Source organism: Streptomyces mutomycini (assembly GCF_001700505.1).
In the GTDB taxonomy this organism is placed as follows: domain Bacteria; phylum Actinomycetota; class Actinomycetes; order Streptomycetales; family Streptomycetaceae; genus Streptomyces; species Streptomyces mutomycini.
Map to the genome: position 1 here is coordinate 12,904 of NZ_MAPV01000025.1, position 20,011 is coordinate 32,914.

A 20,011-nucleotide genomic window follows, 5' to 3' on the forward strand; every position below is an offset into this window, starting at 1 on the left:
CGCTGATGGTGAGGTGGCGAACCCCTCCAGCGTACGACGCCGGGGCCGGGCGTCCCCTCCCCGGTCTCAGAGGCCCAGCAGCTCCCCGTGGGCGATGCGTACGCCGCGGGCCCAGTCGGCGGCCCTCATCGGCTTCTTGCCCTGGGGCTGGACCCAGAGGAGCTCGACGGCGTGCGACCCGGTGCCCGCGTAGACGTTGTTCTTGCCCACGGACAGCTCGCCCGGGGCCAGATCGGTGCGGTCCAGGACGGGCACGGCCTGGACCAGCTTGAGGCGCTCGCCGCGGAAGAGGGTCCACGCCCCCGGGGCGGGGGTGCAGCCGCGCACCACGCGGTCGACCCGGAGCGCGGGCGCGGACCACTGCACTTGGGCGTCCTCGACGCTGATCTTGGGCGCGAGGGTGACGCCCTCGACGGGCTGCGGGACCGCGTGCAGGGTGCCGTCCTCGATGCCGTCCATGGTCGCCGCGAGCAGTCCGGCCCCGGCGAAGGCGAGCCGGGTGAGCAGGTCGCCACTGGTGTCGGTGGGCCGGACCTCCTCGGTCAGGACGCCGTACACCGGTCCCGAATCCAGTCCCTCCTCGATCAGGAAGGTCGACGCTCCGGTGACCTCGTCCCCGGCCATCACCGCGTGCTGCACGGGCGCGGCCCCGCGCCAGGCGGGCAGCAGCGAGAAGTGCAGGTTGACCCAGCCGCGTGCGGGAACGTCGAGCGCCACCTTGGGCAGCAGCGCGCCGTACGCGACGACGGGGCAGCAGTCCGGCGCGATCTCCCGCAGCCGCGCCAGGAAGTCCTCGTCGCGCGGCCTGACGGGCTTGAGCACCTCGATGCCCGCTTCCTCGGCGCGCTCGGCCACGGGACTGGCGACCAGCCGCCGTCCGCGCCCGGCCGGGGCGTCGGGGCGTGTCACCACGGCGGCCACCTCGTGGCGGTCGGAGGCGATCAGGGCGTCCAGAGCGGGAACGGCGACCTCGGGGGTGCCTGCGAAGACGAGCTTCATGGGTGGCGGACTGCCTCTCGGGCCGGAACGTACGTGGCGAGCAGCACACCAGTCTAGGGGGTGCCCGCAGAGTCCCGCCCGGTGGTGACCCGGGTGGCCGGGGCCCTGCGGATCGGGGGCGCACGCAGGCCCGTGCGCCCCCACGCACGTGCGCATACGCCCCTGTTGCGTGACCAGATGGCCGGTTGACGCGTTGGTCAAGTGAGATTGACCGAAGTGGACCGCCCCGCGCGGTCCGGATCCTTGTCAACGCCGGTTCGAGAGGCTTGTTCATGGCCGACCACGCAACCCACGACGCTCAAGCGCGCGCCAGTCTGCACCTGTTGGTGCGGGACATCGAGCGGGTCCGGCGGCAGGTGGACGCGCTGCGTACCCTCACTGCGCAGCTGGGCAACGTCTACCGTCCACGCCGCTCAGGCCCTTCCGCGGGCTTCGTCGTCTACGGCAGGGCGCCGGCCCCGACGGTCCGGCTCGCCCAGGAACTGCGGGACAGTGTGGAGACGCTGGTGACCGCGGCGGTGGACTTCGACCGCTCGCTGGGCTTCTCGTGGGACGCGGTGGGCTCCGCCCTCGGGGTCACCAAGCAGGCGGTGCACCGCCGTTACGGCGCACGTCGCTCCAGCCCGCAGCAGGGGGCTGCGGAGGCCGCCGCTCCGGAGAACGCGAACCGTTCGGTGCCCGCCGTGCCGAGCCCCTCCCCCTCGCTGCCCGCCGTGCCGGCGGCCCGGTCGATGCCACCGCAGTCTTCGGAGCGCCCGGCCGCCTTCCCCGGTCCGCGCAACGGCTGACGCCGATGGCGGGGGCTGTCCGACGAGCCCGTCGGACAGCCGAGGATGGACAGCCGAGGACGGACAGCTGGGGACGGACGGGACTGACGGCCGCCGGGCGGCGTGGGCCTCCGGTGACACCCGGCGCCCTCCCCGGGGCACGTCAGCCGATGTCCGGCGGATCGATCCTGATCCGTACGGGATCTCCCGTGCCCCGGGCCGTCCGCGCGGCCTGCGCCGCCTTCAGCGCGGAGGCCAGGGCCGCTCCCCGCCCCGGCGGGACCCTGACCAGCGCCCGCTCCCAGGTCTCCCCGGACGGTGCGTCCCCCTGTCTGCGGGGCCGTCCGGGAGTGGCTCCCGGCACCGGCACCGGGCCGAGCACCTCCGCCTCGGGCGGCAGCTCCGCACCGGCGAGGAAGGCGGCCACCGCCTCCGGCGGTCCGGTCACCGAAGCCATCCGGGACACGGGCGGGAAGCCGAGCTCCGCGCGTTCCGCGAGCTCACGGCGGGCGTGGCCGACCGGGTCCCAGCGGACCAGGGCCTGCACGGGCCGCAGGGTCGGCTCGGCCATGATCACCACGATGCCCCCCTCCGGCTGCCCCCGCACCAGCGCCGCGGCGGCCGTCCAGCGCCGCAGCGCCTCCTCGCCCGCCCTCAGATCGGGCCGGCCGACCATCGCCCAGCCGTCCAGCAGCAGCGCCGCCGCGTAACCGCCTTCGGCCACGGGCTCGGCCCCGGGAGTGCTGACGACGAGCGCGGGCTGGTCCGGCACGGAGTCCAGCACATGGTCCCGGCCCGACGTCCGCACCGGCACGGCGGGAAACGCTCGCCCCAGCTCCTCCGCGGTCCGGCGGGCACCGACGATCTGGGCCCGCAGCCGCACCCCGCCGCAGGCGGCGCAGCTCCAGGCCGTCTCTGCCCTCCCGCACCAGGCGCAGTCGAGGTCCTGCTGGTCCGGTGCCTCCAGCGGCCCCGCGCAGTGCCGGCAGCGCGCGGGCTCCCGGCAGCGCTCGCAGGCCAGCCTAGGCGCGTAACCCCGGCGCGGCACCTGGACCAGCACGGGGCCGCTGCGCAGGCCGTCCCGGACGGTCTGCCAGGCGAGGCTGGGCAGGCGCGCCGAGCGGGCCGCGCCGTCCCGCGCGAGCTCCCCGTCGCCGACGGTACGCACGAGGGGCGCCGCTGTCCGCAGCTGCTCCCGGTCCGCGCGCAGGGGCAGGGCCCAGCCGCTCTCGACCAGCTGGGCTGCTTCCACCGTGCAGTTCGTCCCGCCCAGCAGGAACGCGCAGCGGCCGTGCGCGGCGCGCAGCTCCAGGACCTCCCTGACGTGCGGGAAGGGGGCGTTGTCGTCGCTGTGGCTGGAGTCCCCGTCGTCCCAGAGGGCCACCAGGCCCAGGTCGGCGACCGGGGCGAACATCGCGGCCCTGGTCCCGACCACCGCGCGCACGGAACCGCGCCGGACGGCCAGCCACTGCCGGTAGCGCTTCTCCGGTCCTGAGTCGGCGGTCAGCAGCGCGTGGCGCCCCTCCCCCAGCACCGCGGTGAGCGCGGCGTCGACCCGCCCGGCGCTGCGCCCGTCCGGTACGACCACGAGCGCGCCCCGTCCGGAGGCCAGGGTCGCGGCCATGGCGCGGGCGATCTCCTCGGGCCAGTGCGGTCCGGGCAGCGCGGTCCACACGGCCCGGGGAGCGCCGCCCTCGGCCAGCGCCCGCAGGAATCCGGGGCCCTGGGCATACCGCTCCCAGGTCCCGGGCGACGGGGCGGGAGGCGGCGGCAGGGGCGCGGGTGACGGCTTGCCCTCGGCACGGCCGTTCCTCGGCGGCACGGCGAGCTGCAGCACGTCCGCGAGGCTGCCGGCGTAACGGTCGGCCACGGCCCGCGAGAGCTCGAGCAGCTCCGGGCCGAGCACCGGCTCGGGTGACACGACGTAGGCGAGGGCAGCCAGGGCTCCCTGGTAGTCCGACGACGCCCGCCGCTCGATCAGGAAGCCGTCGATCAGCCCGCCGCCCTCCCGCCTCCCGCCGCGGACCTGGCGCCCTCCGGCACCGAACCGCACCCTGACGCGGACGCCGGGCTGCGCGTCCGCGGCGAGCTCCTCGGGGACGGCGTAGTCGAAGTACTGATCGAGGTGGAGCGCGCCCTTGTTCACCAGGACGCGTGCCACCGGCAGCTCGTCGGCGAGCGCGGCGCCCCGCCAGGTCCGCGGTTTGGCGCGCGGCACCTTGGCCCGGCGCACCGTCTCCCGGATGAGCGCAAGCTGCTCCGGCGCCCCGGACCCGGGCTCCTCGGACCGCTCGTCGTCGCTGCTCACAGCCACATTCCTACCAGACACCACTGACACGTCCGGGCCGTGCGGAACGGGCGCACATGCCGGGGCCCGGACACCTCGTACGGTGTCCGGGCCCCGGTGTGAGGACTGCCCGCGTGCTACAGCCCCGCCGCCTCGCGCAGCGCGTCCACGCGGTCGGTGCGCTCCCAGGTGAAGTCGGGGAGCTCGCGGCCGAAGTGTCCGTACGCCGCGGTCTGGGCGTAGATCGGGCGGAGCAGGTCCAGATCGCGGATGATCGCGGCCGGGCGGAGGTCGAAGACCTCGCCGATGGCGTGCTCGATCTTCTCCGTGTCGACCGCGGCGGTGCCGAAGGTCTCGACGAACAGGCCCACCGGCTCGGCCTTGCCGATCGCGTAGGCGACCTGGACCTCGCAGCGGGCGGCGAGCCCCGCCGCGACGACGTTCTTCGCGACCCAGCGCATCGCGTAGGCCGCCGAGCGGTCGACCTTCGACGGGTCCTTGCCGGAGAACGCGCCGCCACCGTGGCGGGCCATGCCGCCGTAGGTGTCGATGATGATCTTGCGGCCGGTGAGGCCGGCGTCGCCCATCGGGCCGCCGATCTCGAAGCGGCCGGTCGGGTTCACCAGCAGACGGTAGCCCTCGGTGTCCAGCTTGATGCCGTCCTCGATGAGTTGGTTCAGGACGTGCTCGACGACGAACTCACGGATGTCGGGCGCGAGCAGCGAGTCCAGGTCGATGTCGGAGGCGTGCTGCGAGGAGACGACGACCGTGTCGAGGCGGACGGCCTTGTCGCCGTCGTACTCGATGGTGACCTGGGTCTTACCGTCCGGGCGCAGGTACGGGATGGTCCCGTTCTTGCGGACGTCGGACAGCCGGCGGGAGAGCCGGTGCGCCAGGTAGATCGGCAGAGGCATCAGCTCGGGCGTCTCGTCGCAGGCGTAGCCGAACATCAGCCCCTGGTCGCCCGCGCCCTGCTTGTCGAGCTCGTCCTCATCGCCCTCGACCCGCTTCTCGTACGCGGTGTCGACACCCTGGGCGATGTCCGGGGACTGCGCCCCGATGGACACCGAGACGCCGCAGGAGGCTCCGTCGAAGCCCTTCTTGGAGGAGTCGTAGCCGATCTCCAGCACCTTGTTGCGCACGAGGTTCGGGATGTCGGCGTAGGCCTTGGTCGTGACCTCACCCGCGACATGCACCAGACCAGTGGTGATCAAGGTCTCTACGGCGACGCGCGAGGAGGGGTCCTCACGCAGGAGCGCGTCGAGAATCGTGTCGCTGATCTGGTCAGCGATCTTGTCGGGGTGGCCCTCGGTAACGGACTCCGAGGTGAAGAGACGGCGGGACACATCGCTCCCTGGGGTTGCAGCGGCTGCTGGCTGATCATTTATGGAACTCCGGGAGCTGCGCCCGGCACATTCCGTCGACCAGTTTATCGGTCGCTTCCGGTGAATGGGTCACGTGTCTCGCTCCTTGGGAGGTCTGTGACCTGCGGCACTGTTGACGGCAGTACGACAATCCCCCCTTTTACGGATGCGAGACATGGCCCCCTCGTCGGAGCGGCGCCTGTGCAATCTAACGGAAACGTGCCGCCACCAAGTCCCATACCGTGTCGGCGAGTGCTTCCTTCGGTCCGTACGGCACAGCGGTCTCGCCGCCGTCGGCCGCGAGCACGACGGCCTCGTTCTCCTCGGACCCGAAGGTCTTGCGCTCCCCCACCTCGTTCACGACGAGAAGATCACAGCCCTTGCGGCGCAGCTTCTCCCGGCCATTGGCCAGGACGTCGTCGGTCTCGGCCGCGAATCCGACGACGAGCTGCCCCGGCCGGACCCGGCCCGCGGCGACCTCGGCGAGGATGTCGGGATTGCGGACGAGCTCGATCGGGGCGGGTTCCTGGCCGTCCTTCTTCTTGATCTTTCCCGTCGCGTAGGCGGCGGGCCGGAAGTCGGCGACCGCCGCCGCCATCACCACCACATCGGCGCCGGCCGCCGCCTCCAGCACGGCCTCGCGCAGCTGGACGGCGGTCCCGGCGCGCACGATGTCGGCGCCCGCGGGATCCGGGAGCCCCGTGTTGGCCTCGATCAGCGTCACCCGGGCGCCGCGCGCGACGGCGGTGCGGGCGAGGGCGTAGCCCTGCTTGCCCGAGGACCGGTTGCCCAGATAGCGCACCGGATCGAGCGGCTCACGGGTGCCGCCCGCGCTGATGACCACATGACGGCCCGCGAGGTCGGGGACGCCGGGGCCGCGGGTCAGTACGCGCCGGCAGACCTCGAAGATCTCCCCCGGGTCCGGCAGCCTGCCCTTGCCCGTGTCCACCCCGGTGAGCCTGCCGACGGCGGGCTCGATGACGACGGCGCCGCGGCGGCGCAGGGTGGCGACGTTCTCCTGGGTGGCCGGGTGCTCCCACATCTCGGTGTGCATCGCGGGCGCGAAGACGACCGGACAGCGTGCGGTGAGCAGAGTGTTGGTGAGGAGGTCGTCGGCGAGGCCGTGGGCCGCCTTGGCGAGCATGTCGGCCGTGGCGGGGGCGACGACGACGAGATCGGCCGCCTGGCCGATCCGGACGTGCGGCACCTCGTGCACGCCGTCCCAGACCTCTGTCGACACGGGGTTCCCCGAGAGGGCCGACCAGGTGGCCGCACCGACGAAGTTCAGCGACGCCCCGGTCGGTACGACCCGAACGTCATGGCCGGACTCGGTCAGCCTGCGCAGCAGCTCGCACGCCTTGTACGCGGCGATGCCCCCGCTGACCCCCAGGACGACCCTCGGCTTCTCCACTGCGTCTCCCCGCACTCGTGTCCCTGCGCACTCGCGTGCGGCCTCATGACGTACGCACCCCATGCTGCCTCACCGCCCCCGATGCGCTCCGGCGGGTCCCTGGGGCCGGACACACCACAGGCCCGGCGGAAGTGGAACCGCCGGGCCTGTGGTGAAGGTGCATCTCCTGCTTACTGCGCGGGGCCCTCGATGGCCTCGGAGGTCAGCAGGCCCGCGTTGATCTCGCGGAGCGCGATCGAGAGCGGCTTCTCGTGCACGTGGGTGTCGACGAGCGGACCGACGTACTCGAGGAGGCCTTCACCGAGCTGCGAGTAGTACGCGTTGATCTGGCGCGCGCGCTTGGCGGCGTAGATCACAAGGCTGTACTTCGAGTCGGTGGCCTCGAGGAGCTCATCAATCGGCGGGTTGATGATGCCCTCGGGCGTGGTGATGGAAGAGGACACTCTCTGCCTTCCGAAGGGGATAGTGATCAAAGAGATCTCTGATCATGCTGGTTCCGCAGTGATGCTCTGCGTCCGCGGACACGTGGGGGACCGTGAGGTCAGCCGTCGGTGCCGCGGAGGCCGGAAGCCTGCAGCATCAACGTTAGCAGCTCGCGTGCCACGTCCTCGACGGAGGTGTTGACGAGGGTCGTGTCGAACTCCGCCTCGGCGGCCAGTTCGGTCTTCGCCGCCGTGAGCCGGCGCTCGATCACGTCGGGCGACTCCGTCCCGCGGCCGGTGAGCCGGCGGACCAGCTCGTCCCAGCTCGGCGGCGCCAGGAAGACGAGCTGCGCCTCCGGCATCGACTGGCGGACCAGCCGGGCGCCCTGCAGGTCGATCTCCAGAAGCACCGGCTCGCCCGACTCCAGGCGGTCCAGCACGGCCCGGCGCGGGGTGCCGTAGCGGTTGCCCGCGAACTCGGCCCACTCCAGCAGCTCGCCGTTGGCGATGAGCTTGTCGAACTCCTCGTCGTCCACGAAGAAGTAGTGGATTCCGTTGCGTTCTCCGGGGCGCGGCTTGCGTGTCGTCGCCGACACGGAGAGCCAGACCTCCGGGTGAACCTTGCGCATATGAGCGACGACCGTGCTCTTGCCGACCCCGGAGGGGCCGGAGAGCACGGTCAGCCGCGGACGTACGTCCGGGGGTACGGGGGACGTCCCCCGGGATGTTGCAGCCATGGAGCGATTATCCAGCTTCTCAGGAGTGCCTGAGAACGTCAGGCGGGACTGCCGCCGAACTCACGCTCCAAAGATGCGATCTGGTTGGAGCCGAGACCCCGGACCCGGCGGCTCTCGGAGATGCCGAGCCGCTCCATGATCTGCTTGGCGCGGACCTTGCCCACGCCCGGCAGGGACTCCAGGAGGGCGGAGACCTTCATCTTGCCGATGACGTCGTTCTCCTGGCCCGTCTTGATGACCTCATGGAGGGAGGCGCCGGAGTGCTTGAGTCGATTCTTGACCTCGGCCCGCTCCCGGCGAGCCGCGGCGGCCTTTTCGAGCGCGGCTGCGCGCTGTTCAGGGGTAAGGGGCGGAAGAGCCACGCCTACGTCACCTCGGATGTCGATCTGTCGGATACGGACCGGTGAGGAACCTGGTGGCTCCACACCTGGTGAGCAACGAACAACCTGTGGTCGTTGCTCTCGACGGAGACTAGCGGCCAAGGCCGCCTGAGTCAGCGAGAACAGCGGAAAAGTCCTGGTCAGCCTCAACCGACCCGGACATTTCGTCCATAACAACCCGGAATCTTGGTCAGGATTCCGTCAACAGGCTGTCACGTGGCATGGTCAGCCTTCCGAGACGGCCGCACGGACCTCGTCCGCGAACCGCCCGGCGGCTTCGCGCAGCCCTGACGCGTCCGGCCCGTGCCGGAGCACGCCCCGGCTCACGCTCGGCACGACGTTGCCCACCGCGGCACCGAAGACGCGGGGCAGATCCGCAGGGGTGGCGCCCTGGGCACCGATGCCGGGAGCGAGCAGCGGACCGTTGACCGCCAGGTCGACGCCGGCGTCCCCGAGGGTGGCGCCGACCACCGCGCCGACGGAGCCGAGCGGTGTCGCACCGGCGTTCTCGGCGGCCATGTGGTCGAGCATCACCTGGGCCAGCGAGCGTCCGTCCGCGGCGGTGGCCCGCTGGACCTCCGCGCCCTCCGGGTTGGAGGTGAGGGCGAGCACGAAGACACCCGCGCCGGAGACCGCGGCGGCATCGAGCGCCGGGCGCAGCGAGCCGAAGCCGAGGTAGGGCGAGACGGTGACCGCGTCGGAGAAGAGCGGCGAGTCCTTGTCGAGGTAGGTGGCGGCGTAGGCGCCCATCGTGGACCCGATGTCGCCGCGCTTGGCGTCCATCAGCACGAGGGCGCCCGCCGCACGGGCCTCCGCGACGGCCTTCTCCAGGACGGCGATGCCGCGGGACCCGAAGCGCTCGAAGAAGGCGGACTGGGGTTTGAGCACGGCGACCCGGTCGGCCAGCGCCTCCACGACCGTACGCGTGAAGCGCTCGAGACCGGCGATGTCGTCGTTCAGGCCCCAGGAGGTGAGCAGGGAGGCGTGCGGGTCGATGCCGACGCAGAGCGGCCCGCGGGTGTCCATGGCATGGCGCAGGCGCGCACCGAAGGGTTCAGGGGTCACTGCATGACCTTCCGTGTTTCGGCGCCGACGGCTTCGGCGAGGGTCGGGTACGGGGAGGCGGCCAGGCGGGCGGCCAGGCCCTTGTGGATCGCCCGGGCGTAGAACGGGCCCTCGTAGATGAAGGCGCTGTAGCCCTGTACGAGCGTGGCACCGGCGAGGATGCGCTGCCAGGCGTCCTCGGCGTTCTCGATGCCCCCGACGCCCACCAGGGTGATCCTGGTCCCCACGCGGGCGTACAGGCGGCTCAGGACCTCCAGGGAGCGCTCCTTGAGGGGTGCGCCGGAGAGCCCGCCGGTCTCCTCGACCAGCGAGGCCGCGGACTTCAGGCCGAGGCCGTCGCGGGCGATCGTGGTGTTGGTGGCGATGATGCCGTCCAGGCCGAGCTCGACGGCCAGGTCGGCGACCGCGTCGACGTCCTCGTCCGCGAGGTCCGGGGCGATCTTGACGAGCAGCGGGACGCGCCTTTCGGTGACCGTGCGGTCGGCGGCCGCGCGCACCGCGGTGAGCAGCGGGCGGAGTGCCTCGGTCGCCTGGAGGTCGCGCAGGCCGGGCGTGTTGGGCGAGGACACGTTCACGACGAGGTAGTCGGCGTGGGCGGCGAGCCGCTCGGTGGACTTCACGTAGTCGCCCACGGCCTGGTCCTCGGGGACGACCTTGGTCTTGCCGATGTTGACGCCGACGGTCGTACGGAAGACGGGCGTGCGGGCCGCGAGGCGCTCCGCCACAGCTGCGGAGCCCTCGTTGTTGAAGCCCATGCGGTTGATCAGCGCCCGGTCCGCGACGAGGCGGAACAGCCGCTTCTTCGGGTTCCCGGGCTGCGGCTCGCCGGTGACCGTGCCGATCTCGATGTGGTCGAAGCCGAGCATGGACATGCCGTCGATCGCGATGGCGTTCTTGTCGAAACCGGCGGCGAGCCCGAAGGGCCCGTGCATCCGCAGGCCGAGGGCCTCGGTGCGCAGTTCCTCGTGGCGGGGGGCGAGCGCGGCGGCGACGAAGGTGCGCAGTACGGGGGTGCGGGCCGCGAGGCGGATCCATCGGAACGCCGTGTAGTGGGCCTGCTCCGGGTCCATCCGCTTGAAGACCAGCTTGAAGAAGAGTTTGTACATCACAGTGTCCTGGTGTCCTCATGAAGAGGGGGACACCGTTTCCGGTGTCCCCCTGCTGGGCGGCTGGGTCTTACGTTCGAGCCCGGCGTGACCCGAACGAGAGGCCCCTAGTCGCGGGCCGCGGTCAGGTGTTCCGCGTGTTCCTGGAGGGAACGTACGCCGACGTCACCGTGGTTGAGCGCGTCGATGCCCTGGACGGCGGCGGCGAGTGCCTGAACCGTCGTCAGACACGGCACGGACCTGGCCACGGCGGCGGTGCGGATCTCGTAGCCGTCGAGCCGGCCGCCCGTGCCGTACGGGGTGTTGACGATGAGGTCGACCTCGCCGTCGTGGATCAGCTGGACGATGGTCTTCTCACCGGCCGGGCCCTCGCCCTCGGACAGCTTGCGCACGACCGTGGCGTTGATGCCGTTGCGCTTGAGCACCTCGGCGGTGCCGGAGGTGGCCATCAGCTCGAAGCCGTGGGCGACGAGTTCGCGCGCGGGGAAGATCATCGAGCGCTTGTCGCGGTTGGCGACGGAGATGAAGGCACGGCCCTTGGTGGGCAGCGGACCGTAGGCGCCCGCCTGCGACTTGGCGTACGCGGTTCCGAACACCGAGTCGATGCCCATCACTTCACCGGTGGAGCGCATCTCCGGGCCGAGGACGGTGTCGACGCCGCGGCCGTGGATGTCGCGGAAGCGCGACCACGGCATGACGGCCTCCTTGACGGAGATCGGCGCGTCGAGCGGCAGCGTGCCGCCGTCGCCACGCTTCGGCAGCAGGCCCTCCGCGCGGAGTTCGGCGATGGTCGCGCCCAGCGAGATGCGGGCGGCGGCCTTGGCGAGCGGCACCGCGGTCGCCTTGGAGGTGAAGGGGACGGTCCGCGAGGCGCGGGGGTTGGCCTCGAGGACGTACAGGATGTCGCCGGAGAGCGCGAACTGGATGTTGATGAGCCCGCGTACCCCGACGCCCTTGGCGATGCCCTCGGTGGAGGCCCGCAGCCGCTTGATGTCGAAGCCGCCGAGGGTGATCGGGGGCAGGGCGCAGGCGGAGTCGCCGGAGTGGATGCCGGCCTCCTCGATGTGCTCCATGACGCCGCCGAGGTAGAGCTCGGTGCCGTCGTAGAGCGCGTCCACGTCGATCTCGATGGCGTCGTCGAGGAAGCGGTCCACCAGGACCGGCCGGGTGGGGCTGATCTCGGTGGACTCGGCGATGTACGAGGAGAGGCGGGTCTCGTCGTAGACGATCTCCATGCCGCGTCCGCCGAGCACGTACGACGGGCGCACCAGGACGGGGTAGCCGATCTCGTCGGCGATGGCCTTGGCCTCGTCGAACGTGGTCGCGGTGCCGTGCTTGGGGGCCGGGAGTCCGGCCTCGGCGAGCACCCGGCCGAAGGCGCCGCGGTCCTCGGCGGCGTGGATCGCCTCCGGAGAGGTGCCGACGACCGTCACGCCGTTGTCCTTGAGCGCCTGGGAGAGGCCGAGCGGGGTCTGGCCGCCGAGCTGGACGATGACGCCGGCGACCGGGCCGGCGAGGGTCTCGGCGTGCACGATCTCCAGCACGTCCTCGAGCGTGAGCGGCTCGAAGTACAGGCGGTCGGAGGTGTCGTAGTCGGTGGAGACGGTCTCCGGGTTGCAGTTGACCATCACGGTCTCGTAGCCGGCGTCGCTGAGAGCGAAGGAGGCGTGGACACAGGAGTAGTCGAACTCGATGCCCTGGCCGATGCGGTTCGGTCCGGAGCCGAGGATTATCACCGCGGGCCTGGTACGGGGCGCGACCTCGCTCTCCTCGTCGTAGGAGGAGTAGAAGTACGGCGTCCTCGCGGCGAACTCGGCGGCGCAGGTGTCGACCGTCTTGTACACCGGGCGGATACCGAGGGCGTGCCGGACCTCGCGCACGACGTCCTCACGCAGGCCGCGGATCTCGCCGATCTGGGCGTCGGAGAACCCGTGCCGCTTGGCCTCGGCGAGCAGGTCGGTGTCCAGCCGGTCGGCGGCGGCCAGCTCGTCGGCGATCTCCTTGATCAGGAAGAGCTGGTCGACGAACCACGGGTCGATCTTCGTGGAGTCGAAGACCTCTTCCTGCGTGGCGCCGGCGCGGATCGCCTGCATCACCGTGTTGATGCGTCCGTCCGTCGGACGGGCCGCCTCCGCGAGCAGCTCGGCCTTGTCGCCCGTCTCACCGGTGAAGGCGAACTGCGAGCCCTTCTTCTCCAGGGAGCGCAGGGCCTTCTGCAGCGCCTCGGTGAAGTTCCGGCCGATCGCCATGGCCTCGCCCACCGACTTCATGGTGGTGGTGAGGGTGGAGTCGGCGGACGGGAACTTCTCGAAGGCGAAGCGCGGGGCCTTGACCACGACGTAGTCGAGGGTCGGCTCGAAGGAGGCCGGCGTCTTCTCGGTGATGTCGTTCGGGATCTCGTCCAGCGTGTAGCCGACGGCCAGCTTGGCGGCGATCTTGGCGATCGGGAAGCCGGTGGCCTTGGAGGCGAGCGCGGAGGAGCGGGAGACACGCGGGTTCATCTCGATGACGATGACCCGGCCGTCGGTGGGGTCGATGGCGAACTGGATGTTGCAGCCGCCGGTGTCGACGCCGACCTCGCGGATGATCGCGATGCCGATGTCGCGCAGCCGCTGGTACTCACGGTCGGTGAGCGTCATCGCCGGGGCGACCGTGATGGAGTCACCGGTGTGGACGCCCATCGGGTCGAAGTTCTCGATGGAGCAGACGACCACGACGTTGTCGTGTTTGTCGCGCATCAGTTCCAGCTCGTACTCCTTCCAGCCGAGGATGGACTCCTCCAGGAGCACCTCGGTGGTCGGCGAGAGGGTGAGGCCCTGTCCGGCGATGCGGCGCAGCTCCTCCTCGTCGTGGGCGAAGCCGGAGCCGGCGCCGCCCATGGTGAAGGAGGGCCGGACGACGACGGGGTAACCGCCGAGGGTGTCGACGCCCGCGATGACGTCGTCCATGGTGTGGCAGATGACGGAGCGGGCGGACTCGCCGTAACCGATCTTCGCCTTGACGGCCTCGACGACTCCCTTGAAGAGGTCGCGGTCCTCGCCCTTGTTGATGGCCTCGACGTTGGCACCGATGAGCTCGACGCCGTACTTCTCCAGGACACCGTTCTCGTGCATGGAGATCGCGGTGTTGAGCGCGGTCTGGCCGCCCAGGGTCGGAAGCAGCGTGTCGGGGCGCTCCTTGGCGATGATCTTCTCGACGAACTCGGGGGTGATCGGCTCGACGTACGTGGCGTCGGCGATCTCCGGGTCGGTCATGATCGTCGCCGGATTGGAGTTCACCAGGATGACGCGCAGACCCTCGGCCTTGAGTACGCGGCATGCCTGGGTGCCGGAGTAGTCGAACTCTGCGGCCTGCCCGATGACGATCGGGCCGGAGCCGATGACCAGGACGGACTGGATATCGGAGCGCTTAGGCACGCTTGCCCTCCATCAGGGTGACGAAACGGTCGAAGAGGTACGCGGCGTCGTGCGGGCCCGCGGCTGCTTCGGGATGGTACTGGACGCTGAAAGCAGGCTGGTCGAGCAGTTGGAGCCCTTCGACGACCTGGTCGTTCAGGCATACGTGGGAGACCTCGGCGCGGCCGAACTCCGTGTCGGAGACCCTGTCGAGCGGTGCGTCGACGGCGAAGCCGTGGTTGTGCGCGGTGACCTCGACCTTCCCGGTCGTGCGGTCCTGCACGGGCTGGTTGATGCCCCGGTGGCCGTACTTCAGCTTGTAGGTGCCGAAGCCGAGCGAGCGGCCCAGGATCTGGTTGCCGAAGCAGATGCCGAAGAGCGGGGTCTTCCGCTCCAGGACGCCGCGCATGACGGAGACCGGGTGGTCGGCGGTGGACGGGTCGCCCGGGCCGTTGGAGAAGAAGACTCCGTCGGGCTTCACCGCGTACACCTCCTCCAGGGTGGCGGTGGCGGGCAGGACGTGCACCTCGATGCCGCGCTCGGCCATGCGGTGCGGGGTCATGCCCTTGATGCCGAGGTCGATCGCCGCGACGGTGAACTTCTTGGCGCCGACGGCGGGGACGACGTACGTCTCCTTGGTGGCTACCTCGGCCGCGAGGTCGGCACCGGCCATCTCGGGGGCCTGGCGCACCTTGGCGAGCATCACGCCCTCGTCCTCGAGGGCGTTCCCGGAGAAGATGCCGACGCGCATCGCGCCGCGCTCACGCAGGTGGCGGGTGAGTGCGCGGGTGTCGATGCCGCTGATGCCGACGACGCCCTGGCTCGCGAGTTCCTCGTCCAGCGAACGGCGGGAGCGCCAGTTGGAGGGCACCCGGGCGGGGTCGCGCACGACGTAGCCGGAGACCCAGATCCGCTTCGACTCGGGGTCCTCGTCGTTCACGCCGGTGTTGCCGACGTGCGGGGCGGTCATGACGACGACCTGGCGGTGGTACGAGGGGTCGGTGAGCGTTTCCTGGTAGCCGGTCATACCGGTGGAGAACACCGCCTCGCCGAAGGTCTCCCCCACGGCCCCGTAGGCGCGCCCGCGGAAGGAGCGGCCGTCCTCCAGGACGAGTACGGCGGGAGACCCCTCTTTCCTCTTCGAGGCATGCCCCGGATTGGAGATCGTCATCGTGCGGTGCCTTCCGTCGTGCTTGTGGTGGTGCTGGTGGTGTGGTCACCCGCGGGGCCGGTGAGCCGGTTGACGGCGTCGACCCACGCCTGGTGCTCGGCGGCGTGGTCGGAGCGGAAACCCGAGTCGATCAGCGTCTCGCCGTGCGCCCAGGTGATGACCAGCAGGCCGCCCTCGGGCAGGACCTTGCCGGCGAGTGCCTTGTCGAGTCTGGCCTCGCGCAGCGCGGCGGCCGGTACGAAGAAGTCGGCCGCCCCGGGGCGTACGACGTCGAGGCCCTGCCCGGTGAGGGTCAGCTCGACCCGGCTGCGGGTGCCGAGACCGTGGGCGACGATCCGGTCGAGCCACTGCCCGGCGGTGGTCGAGGCGTGGTAGCGGCCGGTCAGTGTGAGCAGGGTCTCGCCGTCCGTGAACCCTTCCGGGGTGGTGGCGAGCTCCGGGAGCCCGGACTGGAGGCTTCCGCGCCACTTCCACCCCTGGCGCATCAGCCAGTAGACGAAGGCGATGAAGACGAGCAGTCCGACGACCCAGCTGATGCGGGCGGACCAGTCCGTCACGTCGGCCGACTTCTGCTCGGCGGCCAGTAGGTACAGGGAGTTGAGAGTTGTCACGCGAGCTTCCCGTCGACGACCGTGGCACGGCCCCGCAGGAAGGTGTGGGTCACTCGGCCCGGCAGCTCGCGACCCTCGTAGGGGGTGTTGCGGCTGCGTGAGGCGAAGCCCGCGGGGTCCACTGCTCCACGGTATGCCGGATCGACCAGTGTGAGGTTGGCGGGCTCACCGGCCGAGACGGGCCGGCCGTGTCCTTCGAGCCGGCCGATGGCCGCGGGGCGGAACGACATGCGGTCGGCGACGCCGGCCCAGTCGAGGAGCCCGGTGTCCACCATCGTCTGCTGGACCACCGAGAGCGCGGTCTCCAGGCCCACCATGCCCATGGCGGCGGCGGCCCACTCGCAGTCCTTGTCCTCGTGCGGGTGCGGGGCGTGGTCGGTGGCCACGCAGTCGATGGTGCCGTCGGCGAGGGCCTCGCGCAGGGCCATGACGTCGGCCTCGGTGCGCAGGGGCGGGTTCACCTTGTAGACGGGGTTGTAGGTCCGTACGAGTTCGTCGGTGAGCAGCAGGTGGTGCGGGGTGACCTCGGCGGTGACGTTCCAGCCCTTGGACTTGGCCCAGCGCACGATTTCCACGGAGCCGGCGGTCGACAGGTGGCAGATGTGCACCCGGGAGCCGACGTGGGCGGCGAGGAGCACATCGCGGGCGATGACCGACTCCTCGGCGACGGCGGGCCAGCCGCCGAGACCGAGTTCGGCCGAGACGACGCCCTCGTTCATCTGCGCGCCCTCGGTGAGGCGGGGCTCCTGGGCGTGCTGGGCGACGACACCGTCGAAGGCCTTCACGTACTCCAGCGCGCGGCGCATGATCACGGCGTCGTCGACGCACTTGCCGTCGTCGGAGAAGACCTTCACACCGGCGGCGGAGTCGTGCATGGCGCCGAGCTCGGCGAGCTGCTTGCCCTCCAGGCCGACGGTGACGGCTCCGACGGGCTGCACGTCGCAGTAGCCGGACTCCCTGCCGAGCCGCCAGACCTGCTCGACGACCCCGGCGGTGTCGGCGACGGGGAAGGTGTTGGCCATGGCGTGGACGGCGGTGAAGCCGCCGACCGCGGCTGCCCTGGTGCCGGTGAGGACGGTCTCGGAGTCCTCGCGGCCGGGCTCGCGCAGGTGGGTGTGCAGGTCGACGAGGCCGGGCAGCAGGATCTGTCCGCCCGCCTCGATCACGGTGGCGTCGCCCGCCTCGATGCCGGTACCGACCTCGGCCACGGTCTCGCCGTCGATGAGGACGTCCCCCGGCTCGCCGCCGAGGACCTTCGCACCGCGGATCAGGATCTTGCTCATGGTTACTTGTTCTCCTCGGTACGGGCGGCGGCGGACGGCAGGGCGGTCTCGGAACCGCCGAGCAGCAGGTACAGGACGGCCATGCGGGTGGATACGCCGTTCGCGACCTGCTCGACGGCGGTGCAGCGGTCGGAGTCCGCGACCTCGGCCGTGATCTCCATGCCGCGGACCATCGGGCCGGGGTGCATCACGATGGCGTGTTCCGGCATCCGGGCCATGCGTTCGCCGTCCAGGCCGTAGCGGCGGGAGTACTCACGCTCGGTCGGGAAGTAGGCGGCGTTCATCCGCTCGCGCTGCACACGGAGCATCATGACCGCGTCCGACTTGGGCAGCACGTCGTCGAGGCGGTAGCTGACGTCGCAGGGCCACTGCTCGACGCCGACAGGCACCAGGGTCGGCGGAGCCACCAGAGTGACGTGCGCACCGAGCGTGTGCAGCAGATGGACGTTGGAGCGGGCCACGCGGCTGTGCAGGATGTCGCCGACGATCGTGATCCGGCGGCCCTCCAGGTCGCGGCCGAGCCCGGCGTCGGGCCCGACCAGTCTGCGGCGCATCGTGAAGGCGTCGAGCAGCGCCTGGGTGGGGTGCTCGTGCGTGCCGTCACCCGCGTTGACGACCGCGCTGTCGATCCAGCCCGACGTCGCGAGGCGGTACGGGGCTCCGGAGGCGCCGTGCCGGATGACGACGGCGTCGGCGCCCATGGCCTCCAGAGTGAGAGCGGTGTCCTTGAGCGACTCTCCCTTGGAGACCGACGAGCCCTTCGCGGAGAAGTTGATGACGTCGGCGGAGAGGCGCTTGGCGGCGGCCTCGAACGAGATCCGCGTCCGGGTCGAGTCCTCGAAGAAGAGGTTGACGACCGTTCGTCCACGCAGGGTGGGGAGTTTCTTGATCGGCCGGTCCGCGACCCGGGCCATCTCCTCGGCGGTGTCGAGGATCAGTACGGCGTCGTCGCGGGTGAGGTCTGCGGCCGAGATGAGGTGACGGGGTGTCCGGGGGGTGTCCCCGTGGGGGCGCAGCATCTGGGGGTCTCCGTGAAGGGTGGAGGGCATCAGGCAGGCGGGCGTGCGGGAGCAGCCGTGCGGCCGGTGGGGCGCACGGGGCGGGACTCGGCTACCGCTCGCCTGCCGGGACGGTCTGCTTGACGCCGAGCAGCACGGCGTCGCGGCCGTCCTCCTCGGCGAGCTGGACCTTGACCGTCTCCCGCAGCGACGTGGGGAGGTTCTTGCCGACGTAGTCGGCGCGGATCGGGAGCTCGCGGTGGCCGCGGTCGACGAGGACCGCGAGCTGCACGGCACGGGGCCGGCCGATGTCGCCGAGCGCGTCGAGTGCGGCGCGGATCGTGCGGCCGGAGAAGAGCACGTCGTCCACCAGCACGACGAGACGGCCTTCGATGCCCTCACCGGGGATCTCGGTGCGTCCGATGGCGCGCGCGGGGCGCATCCGAAGATCGTCGCGGTACATGGTGATGTCGAGCGACCCGACCGGCGTCTTCCGGCCGGTGATCTCTTCGAGCTTTCCGGCGAGCCGATCCGCGAGGAAGACCCCTCGTGTCGGGATGCCGAGAAGCACCACGTCGTCGGCGCCCTTGGCGCGTTCGACGATCTCGTGGGCGATTCGGGTCAGTACCCGGGCGATGTCCGGAGCCTCGAGAACGGGGCGTGCCGCATTGCCGGTCTGGTCATGCTGTGCGTCCATAAGAAACGGACCTCCTTCTCCGCCTCACCGGACGGACGTTAAAGGACGTCGAAATTGCGTCATCCACGTTACCAGGGCTTGCGCGACTCCCTGGCCCCGCCCCCAGGAGGTGGCACTCCGGACCTTTCGGCTTGACGCAGCCAAGTAACGCTGCGTAACCTCACAGTGAGTTACCAGCCACGCGGCCCAGCCGCGACACGTTCCAGCGTCCGGGGAGCCTTATGTCCAGCGAATACGCAAAGCAGCTCGGGGCCAAGCTCCGCGCCATCCGCACCCAGCAGGGCCTCTCCCTCCACGGCGTGGAGGAGAAGTCGCAGGGCCGCTGGAAGGCCGTCGTGGTCGGTTCCTACGAGCGCGGCGACCGCGCCGTGACCGTGCAGCGCCTTGCCGAGCTGGCCGACTTCTACGGCGTTCCGGTCCAGGAGCTCCTGCCCGGCACGACCCCCGGCGGCGCCGCCGAGCCGCCGCCCAAGCTGGTCCTCGACCTGGAGCGCCTCGCCCACGTGCCGCCGGAGAAGGCCGGACCGCTGCAGCGTTACGCGGCGACGATCCAGAGCCAGCGCGGCGACTACAACGGCAAGGTGCTCTCGATCCGGCAGGACGACCTGCGCACCCTGGCCGTGATCTACGACCAGTCTCCGTCCGTGCTCACGGAGCAGCTGATCAGCTGGGGTGTGCTGGACGCCGACGCCCGCCGCGCGGTGGCCCACGACGAGGGCTGACCAGCCCCACGAAGAAACGTACCGCCGGGCCGGCGGGGGCCTCAGCGCCCCGCCGGCCCGGCGTTTTCGTGGCCCGGCCGCTTCCGGCGGCCGGGCCGGTACGCCGAAGGGCCCACGGTCGCATCGACCGTGGGCCCTTCGTTCGGCTCGACGCCGCCGGGGATCACTGCTCCCGGCGGAGATTCGGCTTGAGGTCCTTGAACCGGGCCAGCAGGCCGTTCACGAATGCCGGGGAGTCGTCCGTGGAGAACTCCTTGGCGAGCTGGACCGCCTCGTCGATCACCACGGCGTCGGGAGTCGAGTCCATCCAGATCAGCTCGTACGCGCCGAGCCGCAGGATGCTCCGGTCGACGACCGGCATGCGGTCGATCTCCCAGTCCACGGCGTAGGTGACGATGAGGTCGTCGATCCGGTCCGCGTACTGCGCGTACCCCTCGACCAGCTCCATCGTGAACTCACCGACCGGCGGCTGACGGTCGTCGGTCCGCGAGAGCCGTACCCAGTCCGCGAGGACCGTCTGCACGGACTCACCGCGCTGGTCGGCCTCGAAAAGGATCTGGAAGGCGCGCTTGCGGGCCTTGTTCCGGGCAGCCACG

General features: G+C 71.0%; 18 protein-coding genes. 2 read left to right on the forward strand and 16 right to left on the reverse strand.

Translation table 11 applies throughout. The features are described from left to right. Window positions 1-66 precede the first annotated feature (66 nt). Entirely contained in the window at window positions 67-999 is a 933-nt protein-coding gene (gene fmt, locus BFF76_RS03565; protein ID WP_065847146.1) for a methionyl-tRNA formyltransferase, read from the reverse strand. Window positions 1,000-1,271: 272 nt separating this feature from the next. Between fmt and BFF76_RS03570 the strand changes: the two genes are divergently transcribed. Then, window positions 1,272-1,787 carry a hypothetical protein gene (locus tag BFF76_RS03570; RefSeq protein WP_031097788.1) on the forward strand — a complete coding sequence of 172 codons (516 nt, stop codon included), beginning with the start codon at window positions 1,272-1,274 and terminating at the stop codon, window positions 1,785-1,787. 142 nt (window positions 1,788-1,929) lie between these two features. Here the strand turns inward: BFF76_RS03570 and BFF76_RS03575 are convergent, their stop codons facing one another. From BFF76_RS03575 to pyrR, 14 genes are all read right to left on the reverse strand, one after another. After that, window positions 1,930-4,074, reverse strand: coding sequence for a primosomal protein N' (locus tag BFF76_RS03575; protein WP_031097786.1), 2,145 nt, complete (start codon window positions 4,072-4,074; stop codon window positions 1,930-1,932). Between the two features lie 116 nt (window positions 4,075-4,190). Continuing rightward, entirely contained in the window at window positions 4,191-5,399 is a 1,209-nt protein-coding gene (gene metK / locus BFF76_RS03580; RefSeq protein WP_031097784.1) for a methionine adenosyltransferase, read from the reverse strand. Between the two features lie 226 nt (window positions 5,400-5,625). Further along, window positions 5,626-6,828 carry a bifunctional phosphopantothenoylcysteine decarboxylase/phosphopantothenate--cysteine ligase CoaBC gene (gene coaBC, locus BFF76_RS03585; protein ID WP_053929100.1) on the reverse strand — a complete coding sequence of 401 codons (1,203 nt, stop codon included), beginning with the start codon at window positions 6,826-6,828 and terminating at the stop codon, window positions 5,626-5,628. Between the two features lie 170 nt (window positions 6,829-6,998). Then, window positions 6,999-7,271 carry a DNA-directed RNA polymerase subunit omega gene (gene rpoZ, locus BFF76_RS03590; protein WP_003970369.1) on the reverse strand — a complete coding sequence of 91 codons (273 nt, stop codon included), beginning with the start codon at window positions 7,269-7,271 and terminating at the stop codon, window positions 6,999-7,001. Between the two features lie 98 nt (window positions 7,272-7,369). After that, window positions 7,370-7,987 (reverse strand): guanylate kinase, encoded by a 618-nt coding sequence (gene gmk, locus BFF76_RS03595; RefSeq protein WP_051834714.1) that lies wholly within the window; start codon window positions 7,985-7,987, stop codon window positions 7,370-7,372. 38 nt (window positions 7,988-8,025) lie between these two features. Then, window positions 8,026-8,349 carry an integration host factor gene (locus BFF76_RS03600; RefSeq protein ID WP_031097780.1) on the reverse strand — a complete coding sequence of 108 codons (324 nt, stop codon included), beginning with the start codon at window positions 8,347-8,349 and terminating at the stop codon, window positions 8,026-8,028. A gap of 243 nt (window positions 8,350-8,592) precedes the next feature. Further along, window positions 8,593-9,432 carry an orotidine-5'-phosphate decarboxylase gene (gene pyrF, locus BFF76_RS03605; protein ID WP_065847148.1) on the reverse strand — a complete coding sequence of 280 codons (840 nt, stop codon included), beginning with the start codon at window positions 9,430-9,432 and terminating at the stop codon, window positions 8,593-8,595. Next, window positions 9,429-10,538 carry a quinone-dependent dihydroorotate dehydrogenase gene (locus tag BFF76_RS03610; RefSeq protein ID WP_065847149.1) on the reverse strand — a complete coding sequence of 370 codons (1,110 nt, stop codon included), beginning with the start codon at window positions 10,536-10,538 and terminating at the stop codon, window positions 9,429-9,431. The genes pyrF and BFF76_RS03610 overlap by 4 nt, the downstream gene beginning before the upstream one ends. A gap of 107 nt (window positions 10,539-10,645) precedes the next feature. Next, window positions 10,646-13,954 carry a carbamoyl-phosphate synthase large subunit gene (gene carB, locus BFF76_RS03615; protein WP_031097776.1) on the reverse strand — a complete coding sequence of 1,103 codons (3,309 nt, stop codon included), beginning with the start codon at window positions 13,952-13,954 and terminating at the stop codon, window positions 10,646-10,648. After that, window positions 13,947-15,104 carry a glutamine-hydrolyzing carbamoyl-phosphate synthase small subunit gene (gene carA / locus BFF76_RS03620; protein ID WP_031097773.1) on the reverse strand — a complete coding sequence of 386 codons (1,158 nt, stop codon included), beginning with the start codon at window positions 15,102-15,104 and terminating at the stop codon, window positions 13,947-13,949. The genes carB and carA overlap by 8 nt, the downstream gene beginning before the upstream one ends. Beyond that, on the reverse strand, window positions 15,101-15,715 hold the full coding sequence (locus tag BFF76_RS03625) for a PH-like domain-containing protein (protein ID WP_031097771.1): 615 nt from the start codon (window positions 15,713-15,715) through the stop codon (window positions 15,101-15,103). The genes carA and BFF76_RS03625 overlap by 4 nt, the downstream gene beginning before the upstream one ends. Then, window positions 15,712-16,998 (reverse strand): dihydroorotase, encoded by a 1,287-nt coding sequence (locus BFF76_RS03630; RefSeq protein ID WP_031097769.1) that lies wholly within the window; start codon window positions 16,996-16,998, stop codon window positions 15,712-15,714. Before BFF76_RS03630 ends, BFF76_RS03625 begins: the two co-directional genes overlap by 4 nt. 2 nt (window positions 16,999-17,000) lie before the next feature. After that, window positions 17,001-18,017 (reverse strand): aspartate carbamoyltransferase catalytic subunit, encoded by a 1,017-nt coding sequence (locus BFF76_RS03635; protein ID WP_042836993.1) that lies wholly within the window; start codon window positions 18,015-18,017, stop codon window positions 17,001-17,003. Window positions 18,018-18,108: 91 nt separating this feature from the next. After that, window positions 18,109-18,693: a bifunctional pyr operon transcriptional regulator/uracil phosphoribosyltransferase PyrR gene (gene pyrR / locus BFF76_RS03640; protein WP_031097765.1), complete on the reverse strand. Its 585-nt coding sequence runs from the start codon at window positions 18,691-18,693 to the stop codon at window positions 18,109-18,111. A gap of 221 nt (window positions 18,694-18,914) precedes the next feature. Between pyrR and bldD the strand changes: the two genes are divergently transcribed. After that, window positions 18,915-19,415: a transcriptional regulator BldD gene (bldD, locus tag BFF76_RS03645; protein WP_014157378.1), complete on the forward strand. Its 501-nt coding sequence runs from the start codon at window positions 18,915-18,917 to the stop codon at window positions 19,413-19,415. A gap of 163 nt (window positions 19,416-19,578) precedes the next feature. On the opposite strand, the gene nusB is transcribed toward bldD, so the two are convergent. Beyond that, a complete protein-coding gene (nusB, locus tag BFF76_RS03650; protein ID WP_031097763.1) occupies window positions 19,579-20,010 on the reverse strand; it encodes a transcription antitermination factor NusB in 432 nt (143 codons plus the stop codon). Window position 20,011: the final 1 nt, after the last annotated feature.

Coding starts and splice junctions, on each gene's coding strand:
- BFF76_RS03630 (WP_031097769.1), bottom strand. CDS start 16,998: ATGAGCAAGATCCTGATCCGCGGTGCGAAGGTCCTCGGCGGCGAGCCG.
- BFF76_RS03635 (WP_042836993.1), bottom strand. CDS start 18,017: ATGCTGCGCCCCCACGGGGACACCCCCCGGACACCCCGTCACCTCATC.
- bldD (WP_014157378.1), top strand. CDS start 18,915: ATGTCCAGCGAATACGCAAAGCAGCTCGGGGCCAAGCTCCGCGCCATC.
- BFF76_RS03610 (WP_065847149.1), bottom strand. CDS start 10,538: ATGTACAAACTCTTCTTCAAGCTGGTCTTCAAGCGGATGGACCCGGAG.
- carA (WP_031097773.1), bottom strand. CDS start 15,104: ATGACGATCTCCAATCCGGGGCATGCCTCGAAGAGGAAAGAGGGGTCT.
- BFF76_RS03570 (WP_031097788.1), top strand. CDS start 1,272: ATGGCCGACCACGCAACCCACGACGCTCAAGCGCGCGCCAGTCTGCAC.
- gmk (WP_051834714.1), bottom strand. CDS start 7,987: ATGGCTGCAACATCCCGGGGGACGTCCCCCGTACCCCCGGACGTACGT.
- pyrR (WP_031097765.1), bottom strand. CDS start 18,693: ATGGACGCACAGCATGACCAGACCGGCAATGCGGCACGCCCCGTTCTC.
- fmt (WP_065847146.1), bottom strand. CDS start 999: ATGAAGCTCGTCTTCGCAGGCACCCCCGAGGTCGCCGTTCCCGCTCTG.